Raw genomic sequence first — 13,209 nt, 5'->3', positions numbered from 1 at the left:
GCGCAATCCGTTCCGGCGTGGATAACGTCGGGTAGCGCGAACTTTAAAGGTATAAAAAGCAAAATTTAAATACCGAAATAGCATATTGATATCACCCAAAAAACTAACCTTCACCAGGGCGATCAATGTGGGAGGGGCAAGCCCCCTCCCACAAAAAAAACGCCGACGCTGTAGTAGCCGTCGGCGTTGAAACCTTGAAGGGGGTTTTGAGTTACATCAGAACGCCGGCACGACTGCGCCGTTGTACTTCTTCTCGATGAAAGCTTTGACTTCCGGGCTGGTCAGGGCCTTGGACAGTTTCTGGATAGCGTCGCTGTCCTTGTTGTCCGGACGTGCTACCAGGAAGTTCACGTAAGGGGATTTGGCATCTTCGATGATCAACGCGTCCTTGGCCGGGTTCAAACCGGCTTCCAGGGCGTAGTTGGTGTTGATCACATCCAGATCAACCTGATCCAGCACGCGTGGCAGCAGGGCCGATTCCAGCTCTTTGAATTTGAGGTTTTTCGGGTTGTCCTTGATGTCTTTTGGCGTGGACAACGCGTTGGTCGGGTCTTTCAGGGTGATCAGCCCGTTCTTCTGCAGTAGCAACAGGGCGCGTCCACTGTTGGAGCCTTCGTTCGGGATGGCCACGGTCGCGCCGTCTTTCAGATCTTCAATTTTCTTGATCTTTTTCGAGTAGCCGCCGATGGGTTCAACATGCACACCGACTACCGTGACCAGGTTGGTGCCCTTGCCCTTGTTGAAGTTTTCCAGGTACGGCAGGGTCTGGAAGTAGTTGGCGTCCAAGCGCTTCTCAGCGACTTGCACGTTTGGCTGCACGTAATCGGTGAAGACTTTGATCTGCAGGTCCACGCCTTCCTTGGCCAGGGTCGGCTTGATCAACTCCAGGATCTCAGCGTGCGGAATCGGCGTGGCCGCTACCACCAGCTTTTCGTTGGCCTGGGCGAAGCCGGCAGTCAGGGCAGCCGCCAGGGCGGTAAACAACAGAACCTTTTTCATGCAGTGTCCTTTTCTAACGACCATTTTTTATGTGAGGTGCCAGCGAAATGCTATCGCGGCGTAGGAAGGACAATACCTAGATTTTTTATTCCCGAACAATATCTTTTATTCACGTTGATATTCCATTTTGTTCATACAGGAAGGTACGCAGCGATTCGCGCTCGGTCGCACTGGCGCTGGCAAAAATTCGTCGCACTTGCTCCAGCGGCGAACCTGCCACCGGCAGGTTCAAATGCTCGGGCAAGATTTCATCGCCACTGCTCACCAGCAAGGCAAAGTGAATGACGTTTTCCAGTTCGCGGGTATTGCCCGGCCAGGTGTGACGCTCCAGTACCTGTTGAGCGGCGTCGCTGATAAGCGGCACCGGCAGGTCCAGGCGCTGGCTGTAGATGCCGAGGAAATACTCGGCCAGAGACAAAATATCCCCCACCCGCTCGCGCAACGCCGGCAGGTCCAGCCGGCCTTCGCTCAAGTAATGAAACAGGCGCTCGTGAAACTTGCCAACGGCCACAGCCTGGGCCAGGTCGATGCTGGTAGCGGCCACCAGACGTACGTCTACCGGGCTGGGTTGATGGGCACCGACGCGGGTGACCTCATGATTTTCCAGGGCCGCGAGCAATTTCACCTGGATCGGCAACGGCAAGTCACCAATCTCATCCAGGTACAAGGTGCCGCCGTTGGCAGAGCCAAACCAGCCAGCCCGACTGCTCGCTGCGCCGCTGTGGCTGCCGGCGGCATAGCCAAACAACTCGGCATCCGCATAGGTAGGACTGATGGCGCCACAGTTGACCGAGACAAACAGGCCAGTACGGTCACTGCCACGGTGGATGTGTCGCGCCAGCAGTTCTTTACCACTGCCGGTTTCACCGCGGATCAATACGGGTAAGGCGCGCGGCGCAAGGCTTTCCAATTCTTCACGCAGTTGGCGTGAGCGTGGGTCGACGAACACCAACGCCTTGGCGCGGATGCTCAGTGGGCTCTTTTCGGCATCGGGAAAGGTCAGCAAAGGCTGGCCGTAGGTTTCATGCAAACTCATGGCAGGCTCCCGCCCCAATCCACTCAGGGACGGGGCGTTGAAAAAATATCAGGCACTACGCCGAGCATGGTGCTCGAGGCGGCTCTGCAGGCGATAGAGATAGGCGAAACCCTGCTCCCAGCGGCGGTGGCCGGACTTCACATTGATATGCCCGGCGCCGGACAAAATGCCGGCTTCGGCCCCCCATTGACGCGCCAACTCCAGAGCCCGGGGCGCGCTGACGGCGCTATCGTTGTCGGAGCTGACCACCTGGCTGGGAAACGGCAGCAGGTCGGTGGGAATTGGTGCGAAGTTACGCAGGGCGGGGGCACAGGCTGCGCGCTCGACATCGGCTGGGGCTACCAGCAAGGCGCCGCGAACCTGACGCAAGAAATGCACGGGGGCAGTGGCCGCCCAATGAGCCACGGTGATGCATCCCAGGCTATGGGCAATCAGGATTACCGGCGTGCTGTCGGCGGCAATCGCCTCAGCCAGTGCAGCTACCCAATCCTCTCGACGCGGCGTCAGCCAATCGGCCTGCTCCACGCGAGCGCTGTTGGGCAGGCTGTGCTGCCAATGGGTTTGCCAATGATCTTCTGGCGATCCTTGCCAGCCCGGCACGATCAGATAACGAATCGACTCGCTGTGCATGGGTGTGCCCTCCTGCAGCTTTTAACGTTGCTGACCAGTATAGGGGCGCCCCAACAATCAAATAAGGAATAAAAAGGAATTTATTAATAACCAAAAACTCATCACATCATTTATTCGAATCCCACTCCCTTCCACATTCCTGGAAACCCAACCATTGTGCCCCCCGACGCCATGGCATCGGGGGCCGGTAATGTTGAGTTGGATAACCCAATGCTCAACGACCGCTACCGCTATACCGACTCAACGAGAATGATGCATAGAGTGCTCCGAGCCGATATCGACCCCAAATTTACGATTCATGGGCATATAGAAATCGCGTACTTCCATGTACTTTTTTCCGAAATCTTCGGGCAAAAGAAGACGCGCATTCAAAAGTTCAGTCATGTCATCAACAAACGGGAAAAAACCATATTCCTCTTGCGCCTCTACATCACCAAACATTCTCGGCCCGGTAACCTCGAAGATTTTCGTCTCGTACTCTTTATAGGCTTGCCGTTCTATGTCTGTCGAACCTTCTCTTAAAAACGGACGATTATTGTTAAACCACGACTCGTTGGCTTTGAACCGCTGATATGACTCCTCCAGAATCTTGTCAAATAATGGATTGTCCGCATGGCTTGCGAAATTACTTGTATTGAAACCATTGAAATCCGCTCCCTCATAAGTAATGGGCGAGTTCATCAATAGATCACTTGGTGTGGCTTTCAGCGTGACATCCCCCACGTTGAAGGTCAGCGTGTCATCCGTATCCAGGTATATTCCACCGTGCTTCTTTATCAGTGCAACGCGCATCACATCCGATGAAGCCGCTAAATTTTGCCCTTGACCTGATCTAAAATACTGATACATCTCTCCATATTTACTTGCCGTTAGCTCTCGAAAAGCTTCATCCTCTTTCAGATCATGCACCTCCAGCCCACCCACTTTGTGATCCAGAGCAGATTTTATTTTCTGAAACGCACTCCCGCTGTTTGCATCCACGTGAACGACAGACTTGTAACCCGGGCTTTTCCTGGCGTTCTCAATAATGTTCTGGATTAAATGCTCCGGCATTTCATTGCCAGCCCAAAAATAATGAATGACTTTGGGCACTTCTGTCGTACCGGACGGCAGCGACGGCAACCGTGGTAACTTAAGCGTTTTATTTATAACTGATGGAGGTACGTTCTTATTCCCTTCGATCGCTTCGGTTTTAGTACCACCTAACCATCTTCCTCGGCCATTACGCCAATAGAATATATCATTCACTTGACCATCTTCGTTGAGCCCACGCCAGAGGCGTGCCTCAACGTCATAAGTGACTTTAGTACCGTACTGCCCGACAAAAACCATGTAGTCCTGAGAAAACATTCGCTGCACGTCGTCCATGGGGACCGTGAACTCATCGAGGATAACGGGAGGCGTAGTAGGCCCCATTGGGTAGCCGATATGCCCATTGACTCGTCGTGGGGGATTGAAGAATGGACGCTCCTGTTCAGCCACTTGAGTGGGCGCCTGGGCTGCCGCGTCAACCCCTGCTGTAACGCCCCCGTTGGCCATTCTCTCTGTCATCGCTTTCGCCAGCGGCGCCCCCGCATGGGTGACCAAGGGCGGTATCGCGTTCAGTACTCCAAATACAATCCGGTCAGAACCAGTGGCCTTTCCTTTGACGGCATCATCAATACCGATACCTGTTTGAGTGGCTCCGGCTGCCATGAAAAAAACATCCAAGCCTATCGCTACTTCCGGCATGACCAATGCCAGAGGCGTCATGAACATGGCAACCTTCGTGGCCTCTTCCACACCTTGCAAGACTTTGTTCTTGGTGTAGTCACCATCGCTGACGATCGCGTTTTCTGCATCCGAATAAGACCGCGCCTTTTGCCGGACCTTGACCGCTTCAAAAGGATCTCTGCGCAAAGGCTCAACCGAGATAAAGCGATCGGGCACCCAGCCGTTGATCCTTGCAAGGAAGCCGTTGCCAGATACTTGCGCATTGGACCAATGTGCCATCCCGTCCAAGGATTGACGCACACCGTCTGCCAACAGCTTTTGGGCTTGGTCCTTGAGGGAAAAATGCGTCAGCAGTGATTCAAGTTTCACAGGATCAGTGGCTTGCTTGGCCAGCCAGATATTCATTTGCTGTGGGTTATCGAAACGATGTATCGGCGAGGAGTTACCAGGGATGTAAAGCAAGGTCAGCTGGGTTTTGCGATCGGTCACACACATCAAGTCGGTTGACTGCAGGCCATTGATGCTCAGCAACCCGATATCCAGGTTCGGATCCTTGACGGCAGGTGCTGAAAAGTCCTGAACCGTCAGCTCGGACCATTGCTTTTGCGCAACAGGCCCCAACGCCCTCTGGGCGAGTGCCGCCTCGACTGGGCCAAGCGTGCCTTCCAAGCGCTGTAGGTTGATCGCTTTAACAAAGGATATTTTACTCAATGAAGCATAGGAACTACTGTGCTTGTCCCAAAACCCGTCAAGGGTGTTCTTGTAAAGTTTGGTTCGGTCTGTATCCCAGACCAAGGCTTTGAAGTCTTCAACAGGAATGGACACTTGAGTGTCTGCACTATACAGCGCAGAACCTGGGGAACTCGGCTCTCGGTAAATAGCTTGTCGACTGTGTGCTTCCTGCACCCAACCGTCAACTTTATTGTAAATATAAACTGCCGGCGAAAAATACTTGGCAATCTTTACAAACCAGCCCTCATTATCCTCAATCGTTACATCTTGTCTGTTTTTCAACGCCGCTTGTGTCAGCGTTATTTTTTCCACAACATCTTTATCATCTTTACCATTATCTTTAAACGTAACCAGATACGTTTTATCAGGATCAACGTCGACGCCCCAATGTTGTTTTATTTTCGCCGAGAGTATCGTCGAAATTTCTTTCTCGGGAGAAATGTAGTCAAAAGAGTGTGTGCTGATATAAGCATCTATTTCAGGGTTTGGTTTCAACACCGGCGCCCCGGCCTTTGGCGCTTTACTCTCTCGATAATCAGCGCGACTTAATGATTTTTTGGGAAGCGGATGCTGCACACCCGGCCTATCAGGCCGCGAATAAATCCTTGCAGTGGGGGTTTCTTCGAGCTGAGGGGGAGTTGATTGTGGGTTAACAAATGCACTTACCGAATGAATAGGAAAGCGTACGTTCATGCAACTTCTCCATTAGTTAAATTTCTCCATGCGCCGACTAGAGTAATCATACTGTTGTGAATTGCACGCCCAGAAATATTCAAATACGTGAAAATTCTTTTCCTCTATAAACACTGTAACCACAAAATAAAAAAAGGCCGCACCCTGCCAAGGAAACGGCCTAAAAAACGTGTCGCGGCGGATGAAACTAACGTGCGGTAATCACCGACAATTTGGTAATCCCCGCACGTTCAATCGACGCCATGGCGCGTGCCACTTCGCCGTAGTTCACTCCATCGTCAGCCTGCAATTGCACCCGCACATCGGGGTCCTTGGCCTTGGCCGCCTGCAGGTTGAATTCCAGCAGGTCCGGCTGGATTTCGTCCTTGTTGATAAACAGTTTTCCCGCGCCGTCGATGCTCACCACCAGCGGGTCTTTCTGCTCGACAGGCGCCACGGCCTGGGTCTTGGGCAGGTTGATCGGGATCGAGTTGGTCAACAACGGCGCGGTGACGATAAACACCACCAGCAGCACCAGCATCACGTCCACCAGCGGCGTGACGTTGATCTCGCTCAGCACCTCATCACTGTCTTGCGTGGAGAAGGCCATGTCAGGACGCCTCCTTCACTTTTTGCGGGCTGGCGGCGCTGGCTTTGGTCAGTGTCGGGTGCAACAGCACGCGGAATGAGTTCTTCTGCGCCAGGCTGTAGAAGTCGTGGGCAAAGTCATCCAGGTCTGCCGCTGTCAGCTTCAGGCGGCGCAGGAAATAGTTGTAGACAAGCACCGCAGGCACCGCGACGGCGATCCCCACACCGGTCGCGACCAACGCCGCACCAATCGGCCCCGCCACGGTTTCCAGGCTGGCGGACCCGGCGGCGCTGATCCCCTTCAGCGCTTCCATGATGCCCCACACGGTGCCAAACAGGCCGATGAACGGCGAGGTGCTGCCGATACTGGCGACCACAGCCAGGCCGGTCTCCAGGGAGCGGCGCTCGCGCACGATTTGCTGGCGCAGGGCGCGTTCGAGGCGGTCCTGATGATTGATCGCCTGGCTTAGATCCGCAGCGTGAGGGGTATCGCCCACCTGGATTGCGGCATAGCCGGCCTGGGCCACGCGCGCGGCGGCGCCGGGCTGGGTTTCGGCGAGTTCGGCGGCTGAATCGAGGCTCGATGCCGCCCAGAACTGTTTGTGAAACTTGCGATCCTGAGCCTTGAGGCGACCGAACTGCACGCCCTTGAGCAACGCCAGTCCCCAGGTGGCGACCGAAAAGATCACCAGCAGCCAGATCACCGCGCTTTCGATGGATTCAAGTGGAGACGCTAATGCCATGATGTTTTCCCTCTTGTGCAGGTCGCGGCGTGTGCACACCGCGGCCGAATAATTAATGAATCTTGAAGTCGATCGGTACGCTGACCCAGCCGTCCTGGGCCACATCCCCCTGCTTGGCCGGTACGAAGCTCCAGCGCTTTACGGCGGCCAGTGCGGCATCATCGAGCTGCTGGCGCCCGCTGCTTTTCTGCACCTGAATCTCGCCCGGTTTACCGCTGGCCAGCACATGCACCCTTAACAACACCGTGCCTTCCCAACCGCGTCGCTGAGCCAGTGACGGGTACTCCGGTGCCGGGTTTTTCAGGTACGCGGCATTGGCCGAAGCCGGCGTCACCGGCGCGGGCGCGGGCGGAGCAGGTGGGGCTGGCGTCGGTGGCGCAGGCGGCTGCTCGACGGGTTTGGGGGCCGGCTTGGGCTCAGGTTTCGGCGCGGGCTTGGGCTTGGGTTTCACAATAGGTTTGGGCGGCGCCGGCTTGGCCGCCAACTCATCCACCACCGGCGGCGGTGGCTCGACTACAGGGGGCGGCGGTGGTGGCGGTACAGGTGGTGGCGTTTCAACCACCGGCGGCGCCGGCTGGGAAAATTCGATGGTCATCGGCGGAATTTCCGGCGGCACAATCGGCAGCACCGGCGTGGGTTTCTGGCTCACCCAATAGATCACTGCGCCGTGCAGCGCCAACACCAGCAACCCGAGCAAAATCCCTTCGCGGCGGCTGGAAAAACGCTTCGGGGTCTTCTGCAGGCGCAATTGCCCCAACGGCGCGCGATGCGGCCGGCCAAGGTCGACCAACTCACCACTCGGTGCCTGGCGCCATTGCGCCTCGGGTGCACTGGCGGCGGTCTGGACATTGCCCATTGATTCACTCCCTACGGTTTTGAAAAACCGACGGGCCAGCGTGCAGCCCCGTCGAGGGCTGAATCATCGGGGCCAGACACTTATCTCTTAAAGTAATCTTTAAAGTTATATATAGAACAAAAATGCATAAATGAAACAGCCGCTGTCGTCAAAGCCACGTGGCTCGGGGCCTGGCGCCAAACTCTTGTTTTTCAATGCTTTAAAGGCATACAAAATATTCAGCAAAGGTATGGCTCAGTGCGGATTTCCACTGCACAACGCCAGCAATTCTCCCAGCAAACTCTGGCCCGCTGCGCCCAAACCACTGCGGCCATACAGGGCCAATCGCACACCATGGACAGGCGGCAGGCCACTCTCTGGGCCGAGTATGCAATGGCACGGTTGCAACACCCGCTCCGGCAACAGGCTGATGCCCAAGCCTGCCGCCACCGCTGAACACACGCTGGCCAGGCTGGCGCTGGAGTAGCCGATGCGCCAACGCCAGCCGGCCCGCTCAAGATGGTGAAGCATGTCGTTGCGGTACAAGCCGCCCACCGGGAAAGCCACCAGCGGCAGCGGATCGCGGCCCAGCGCTGGGGTGCTCAGGCTGTCGACCCAATACAAGGGCTCCGGCCACGACGCCACACAGTCGTCGCTGTCGCCCATCTGCTTGACCAGCAGCACATCGAACTCACCACCCCGGTACTGGCGCTGCAATTCAGGGCCCAGACCGCTGGTGACTTCCAGCCGCACCCGTGGATAGGCCACGACAAACGCTGAAAGCAGCGGCATCAGGCGCTCGGCGGCAAAGTCCTCCGGCACGCCAAGGCGCAACACACCGTCGCTCTGCTGGTTGATCAGCACGTCAGCGGCTTCTTCGTGCAGTGCGAGAATGCGGCGCGCATACGCGAGCAGACGCTCACCCTCGGCGGTAGCCACCACGCGGCGCTGGTCGCGGTCCAGTAACTGACAAGCCACTGCGTCTTCCAGCCGGCGGATCTGCTGGCTGACAGTGGACTGGGTCAAATGCAGGCGCTCGGCAGCGCGGGTGAAATTGCCGCAGTCCACCACGGCGACAAAACTGCGCAACAACACGGGATCGAACAACGTCATCACCATTGCGTTTGCCACTGATTGGCATGTTTATATTTAATTTCAGCATACCCCGGTGGCTGACCATACTTCACCTTTCATCGCGCCCGGGGGCCTTGTATGACCAACGATCAACCACACCTGCAACGCGCTATCGGCTTGGCCCGCGCCAACGTTGCCCAAGGCGGCCGACCCTTCGGCGCGGTGCTGACGCGCAACGGTGAAGTGCTGGTGGAAGCCGTGAATGAGATCCACCTGACCCAGGACCCTACCGCCCACGCCGAGCTGCTGGCGATCCGCGCAGCGAGCCGGCTGCTGGGTGCACGCCTGGACGGCTGCGTAATCTACGCCAGCGGCCAGCCTTGCCCGATGTGCCTGAGCGCCATGTACCTGTGCGGTGTAGAACGGGTGGTGTTTGCCGCCAGCAACGAAATGGCCGAGCCGTTCGGCCTCTCGACCGCAGCCATTAGCCAACAGGTCGGCTTGCCCATCGGCGCGCAACGCCTGCCCATCCAGCACCTGCCCGACAGCGCAATGACTGCGCTGTATCACCAGTGGAAAGCTCTGCATGACCCTGAATAAATCCCTTGCCGGCTGGGGCCTGCTGGTGGTGCTCGGCCTGAACCTGCGCCCCATCCTCAGCTCCATCAGCCCGTTGCTCGGCGAGATTCGCCAGGCCACCGGGCTGAGCTTCCAGAGCAGCGCCCTGCTCACCAGCCTGCCGGTGATCTGCATGGGGTTGGTGGCACTGGTCGGCGTGCGCGTGGAGGCTCGCTTGGGCGAACGTCGCGGCATCGCCCTGGGCTTGTTGATGATTTTGCTGGCGTGCCTGGCGCGCTGGTTGATGGGCCAGGCTTCGGCGCTGTTGGTTACCGCACTGCTCGGCGGCGCGGGCGTGGCGCTGATCCAGGCGCTGGTGCCCGCGATGATCAAGCGCGAATTTCATCACCGCGTGCCGGTGGCGATGGGCGTGTATTCGGCCTCGCTGATGGCCGGGGGTGGGCTGGCGGCGCTGCTTAGCCCTGTGGTGGCCCTGCATTTCCAGCAATGGCAGGCAGGCCTGGGGGTGTGGTTATTGCCGGCGCTGGGGGCATTGCTGCTATGGGCCTGGCTGCCGCTGGGTGCCGCGCGAAACCCACAACAGGCACCTGCGTTCAAAGGGTTGCGCAACCGGCGTGCCTGGCTGCTGGCGCTGTATTTCGGCCTGGTCAATTGTGGCTACATGAGCATGGTCGCGTGGCTGCCCGCCTACTATCAGCAACTGGGCTGGGGCGTGTTGCCCAGCGGCTCGTTGCTGGCGTTCATGACCATCTTCCAGGTGATCGCCGCACTGTTGATGCCGGTGCTGGCGCAACGAGGGATTGATCGGCGCCCGTTGCTGAGCATCAGCCTGCTGGCGCAAACGGTCGGCTACCTCGGCCTGCTGATGGCGCCACAGCAATTCCCGCACCTGTGGGTAGCGCTGATCGGCTTCGGCCTGGGCGCATGTTTCGCCCTGAGCCTGCTGCTGACCCTCGACCACCACCGCGACCCACGCCAAGCCGGGCAACTGGCGGCGTTCGTGCAAGGCGTGGGCTTTTTGATCAATGCGATTTCGCCGTGGCTGACCGGTTGGCTGCGCGAACTCACCGGCACTTTTGTCAGCGCCTGGGTGGTGCTGACCGTGACGGTGGTGGCGATGCTGCTGGTGACTCGGGTGTTCAGTCCGGCCACCTATCGCACCGACCTAGAAGTCGTAGCGCCCAGTCACGCCTAGGGTGCGCGGCGTGCCCAGCAAACCTTCATAGCCGCCGTTACCGCCGGTCCACAGGGTGGTGTAATAGGTTTTGTCGAAGGCATTTTTCAGCCACAGCGACACGTCCCACTGCCCCTGCTCATAGTCACCGCGCAGGCCGGTGGACAGGTTGACCACCGCATAGGCCGGGATCTGCCCATAGTCGGAGTCTTCCACCGTGCCTACCGCCTTGGAACGGAACGCGTAGCTGGCGGTGACATAGGGTTCGAAACCGTTGGCCAGGTTCCACTTGTACTCGCCGTTGGCGTTGGCGATCCATTTGGACGCGCCCACCACTTGATGGCCGGTGAGGTCGCAGGACGCCGGAGCACCAGGGCGCAAGCTGGTTTCGGGTGGGCACGGCGCATCTTTGTACGACAGGTAGCTCACGTCGTTGTACGAGCCGTTGATATTCAGGGTCAGGCCCTTGATTGGCACCAGGGTGCTTTCCACTTCAACGCCTCGCGAGCGCACGGAACCGGCGTTGGTCAGGTACTGCACACGGTTGTCCTGGTCGTAGGCGTTGGTCTGGTAGCCGTTGACCTGGGTCCAGAACAGGTTGGCGTTGAGTTGCAGGCGGCGGTCCCACAACGTGCTCTTGAAACCCAACTCGGCGTTGTTGGCGCGCTCGGTGCCGATCAGTAACGAGTCGGCCCCGGCCGTGGGCGCAGACCCTACCGCCAGGTTGACCCCACCAGACTTCTCGCCATGGGACAGCGTCGCGTAGCCCAGCAGGTTGTCATTGAAGTGATAACTGAGGTTGAGCAGCCCCGAAGGGGTGGCGCTGTACTGCGTCAGGTCGCCCGAGTCATACGCCCCGGTGCGCCCCCGCCGTGCAGTGGCCGCCGCACCGCTCACCGCAGCACCGCCCAGCGGCGCATTGCGCGTGACCCAGGCGCTTTTTTCTTCGTAGGTGCCGCGCAGGCCGGCGGTGAAATCCAGGCGCTCGGTGAGGTGCCAGGTGCCTTGGGCGAACAGGGCAAAACTGTCGGTGCGGATATGCCCGTTGCCGACGCTGCTCACATTGCTCAAAGCGCCGTTCGGCGTGCCGTTCCAGATATCGGCCTTGGGGCCGTAATAGGCGAAGGATTTGTTGTCCAGGTCGGAGCCGAAGTAATAGGCACCGAGCACGTAATCGAAGAAGCCGCCGGTAGGCGATGCCAAGCGAAACTCCTGGGACCACTGCTTATCTTCCACCGAAACCCCGGCGTTATACGACGCCGGTACGTTGAGGCCGTCATCATTGCGTGGGGTGAAATTCCACCAGCGATAGGCACTCACCGACGTCAGGGTGAAGTCGTTTGGCAGCGTCCAGTTGGCCTCCAGCGAGGTACCACCCTGGAACACGGTGACATGCTGGTCGTTGTCCAGGTTGACCTTGCGATGGGTGCCATCCACCAGGGTCGCCCCCGCTGCGTTGGCCCGGGATTGATACAGGTTGGTGCCATTGATGGTCGGCCCGGTGCTGTACAACACGCGGGTGCCGGCGCTGGAATCTTCTTCGTTGTAATCACCGATCCAGCGCAGGTTGAACGCCTCGTTGGGCTTGTACAACAGTTGCCCGCGAAAGCCCTGGCGCGAACCGCCGTTAAGCTCATGGCCGTCGTGCTCGTTCTTGATGTCGCCGTCGCTGCGCGTGCGATAGGCCGAGAAACGTCCCGCCAGGTCCTCGCTGAGCGGGCCGGAAATCGTGCCCTTGGTCTGGAAGTAACCGTCCTCGCCCAGAGAGGTTTCGATGCTGCGCTCCGGGGTAAAGCTCGGTGCGCGGGTGCTGATGTTGATGACCCCGGCGGTGGTGTTCTTGCCGAACAACGTCCCTTGCGGGCCACGCAGTACTTCAAGCTGCTCGATGTCCATCAGGTCGAACACCGCCATGCCCGGGCGCCCGAGATAGACGTTGTCGATGTACAACCCCACGCTGCCTTCCAGGCCATCGCTGGCCGGGTTGTTGCCCAGGCCGCGAATCGACACGCTGGACTGGCGCGCGTGCATGTAGGCGACGTTGACGCTGGGCACCAGTTGCTGCAAATCCTGGATGCGGTACACCCGCTGGGTTTCCAGCGCCTGGCCGCCGACCACGCTCATGGGCGTTGGCACGGCCTGGGCACTTTCGGTACGCCGCCGGGCCGTCACGGTGACGGTTTCCAGTTGGCCACTGGCGCTTTCGCCCTTGCCGGCAGGCGCGGGTGTTTCAGCGGCCTGGGAAGGCGACCAACTGCTGCTACCGGCCACCAGCATCGCCAGCGGCAAGGACTTGAACAGACTCATAAGCGGCTCCAGAACCCGGAGATATCCGTCGCCAGATATTCCTAAAGGTTATTTATTTATGTTTTTACGAACATTTACTGCATAAGAGATAGCCTTTATAAGGAGTCGACCTAATGCATAGCCAATG

Annotated in this window: 11 protein-coding genes; 2 read left to right on the top strand and 9 right to left on the bottom strand. The window is 58.3% G+C overall.

Translation table 11 applies throughout. The annotated features are described in order from the left end of the window. Positions 1 to 216 precede the first annotated feature (216 nt). The 8 genes from LJX92_RS01165 to LJX92_RS01130 all read right to left on the bottom strand — a co-directional run bounded on the left by LJX92_RS01165 (position 217) and on the right by LJX92_RS01130 (position 9,055). Positions 217 to 999: a MetQ/NlpA family ABC transporter substrate-binding protein gene (locus LJX92_RS01165; RefSeq protein WP_032878438.1), complete on the bottom strand. Its 783-nt coding sequence runs from the start codon at positions 997 to 999 to the stop codon at positions 217 to 219. 109 nt (positions 1,000 to 1,108) lie between these two features. Then, complete coding sequence (locus tag LJX92_RS01160) at positions 1,109 to 2,035, bottom strand: sigma 54-interacting transcriptional regulator (protein WP_032878439.1); 927 nt, start codon at positions 2,033 to 2,035, stop codon at positions 1,109 to 1,111. Between the two features lie 48 nt (positions 2,036 to 2,083). Beyond that, positions 2,084 to 2,665 (bottom strand): alpha/beta hydrolase, encoded by a 582-nt coding sequence (locus LJX92_RS01155; RefSeq protein WP_032878440.1) that lies wholly within the window; start codon positions 2,663 to 2,665, stop codon positions 2,084 to 2,086. A 240-nt stretch (positions 2,666 to 2,905) separates the two neighbouring features. Beyond that, positions 2,906 to 5,803 carry a glycosyltransferase family 32 protein gene (locus LJX92_RS01150; protein ID WP_228309218.1) on the bottom strand — a complete coding sequence of 966 codons (2,898 nt, stop codon included), beginning with the start codon at positions 5,801 to 5,803 and terminating at the stop codon, positions 2,906 to 2,908. Positions 5,804 to 5,990: 187 nt separating this feature from the next. Beyond that, entirely contained in the window at positions 5,991 to 6,392 is a 402-nt protein-coding gene (locus LJX92_RS01145; RefSeq protein ID WP_034125467.1) for an ExbD/TolR family protein, read from the bottom strand. 1 nt (position 6,393) lies between these two features. Next, entirely contained in the window at positions 6,394 to 7,116 is a 723-nt protein-coding gene (locus LJX92_RS01140) for a MotA/TolQ/ExbB proton channel family protein (protein ID WP_103734064.1), read from the bottom strand. A gap of 49 nt (positions 7,117 to 7,165) precedes the next feature. Further along, positions 7,166 to 7,969, bottom strand: a complete 804-nt coding sequence (locus LJX92_RS01135; RefSeq protein WP_103734007.1) for an energy transducer TonB — start codon at positions 7,967 to 7,969, stop codon at positions 7,166 to 7,168. A 234-nt stretch (positions 7,970 to 8,203) separates the two neighbouring features. Beyond that, the gene (locus LJX92_RS01130) at positions 8,204 to 9,055 is read right to left on the bottom strand and encodes a LysR family transcriptional regulator (protein WP_228309883.1); all 852 of its coding nucleotides are present in this window, start codon (positions 9,053 to 9,055) and stop codon (positions 8,204 to 8,206) included. A 105-nt stretch (positions 9,056 to 9,160) separates the two neighbouring features. Between LJX92_RS01130 and LJX92_RS01125 the strand changes: the two genes are divergently transcribed. Both LJX92_RS01125 and LJX92_RS01120 read left to right on the top strand, forming a co-directional pair. Beyond that, complete coding sequence (locus LJX92_RS01125) at positions 9,161 to 9,622, top strand: nucleoside deaminase (RefSeq protein WP_228309217.1); 462 nt, start codon at positions 9,161 to 9,163, stop codon at positions 9,620 to 9,622. Then, the gene (locus LJX92_RS01120) at positions 9,609 to 10,796 is read left to right on the top strand and encodes a CynX/NimT family MFS transporter (RefSeq protein ID WP_228309216.1); all 1,188 of its coding nucleotides are present in this window, start codon (positions 9,609 to 9,611) and stop codon (positions 10,794 to 10,796) included. The genes LJX92_RS01125 and LJX92_RS01120 overlap by 14 nt, the downstream gene beginning before the upstream one ends. Here LJX92_RS01120 and LJX92_RS01115 read toward each other — a convergent pair. Beyond that, the gene (locus LJX92_RS01115) at positions 10,767 to 13,082 is read right to left on the bottom strand and encodes a TonB-dependent receptor (RefSeq protein WP_228309215.1); all 2,316 of its coding nucleotides are present in this window, start codon (positions 13,080 to 13,082) and stop codon (positions 10,767 to 10,769) included. The genes LJX92_RS01120 and LJX92_RS01115 overlap by 30 nt on opposite strands. Positions 13,083 to 13,209 lie beyond the last annotated feature (127 nt).

Source organism: Pseudomonas sp. HN8-3 (assembly GCF_020790195.1).
In the GTDB taxonomy this organism is placed as follows: Bacteria; Pseudomonadota; Gammaproteobacteria; order Pseudomonadales; family Pseudomonadaceae; genus Aquipseudomonas; species Aquipseudomonas synxantha_A.
This window is presented reverse-complemented; position numbering and strand designations above follow the sequence as displayed.

Excerpts from the sequence above, each read along its gene's own strand:
- LJX92_RS01165 (WP_032878438.1), bottom strand. The coding sequence starts at position 999 with ATGAAAAAGGTTCTGTTGTTTACCGCCCTGGCGGCTGCCCTGACTGCC.
- LJX92_RS01160 (WP_032878439.1), bottom strand. The coding sequence starts at position 2,035 with ATGAGTTTGCATGAAACCTACGGCCAGCCTTTGCTGACCTTTCCCGAT.
- LJX92_RS01155 (WP_032878440.1), bottom strand. The coding sequence starts at position 2,665 with ATGCACAGCGAGTCGATTCGTTATCTGATCGTGCCGGGCTGGCAAGGA.
- LJX92_RS01150 (WP_228309218.1), bottom strand. The coding sequence starts at position 5,803 with ATGAACGTACGCTTTCCTATTCATTCGGTAAGTGCATTTGTTAACCCA.
- LJX92_RS01145 (WP_034125467.1), bottom strand. The coding sequence starts at position 6,392 with ATGGCCTTCTCCACGCAAGACAGTGATGAGGTGCTGAGCGAGATCAAC.
- LJX92_RS01135 (WP_103734007.1), bottom strand. The coding sequence starts at position 7,969 with ATGGGCAATGTCCAGACCGCCGCCAGTGCACCCGAGGCGCAATGGCGC.
- LJX92_RS01125 (WP_228309217.1), top strand. The coding sequence starts at position 9,161 with ATGACCAACGATCAACCACACCTGCAACGCGCTATCGGCTTGGCCCGC.
- LJX92_RS01120 (WP_228309216.1), top strand. The coding sequence starts at position 9,609 with ATGACCCTGAATAAATCCCTTGCCGGCTGGGGCCTGCTGGTGGTGCTC.
- LJX92_RS01115 (WP_228309215.1), bottom strand. The coding sequence starts at position 13,082 with ATGAGTCTGTTCAAGTCCTTGCCGCTGGCGATGCTGGTGGCCGGTAGC.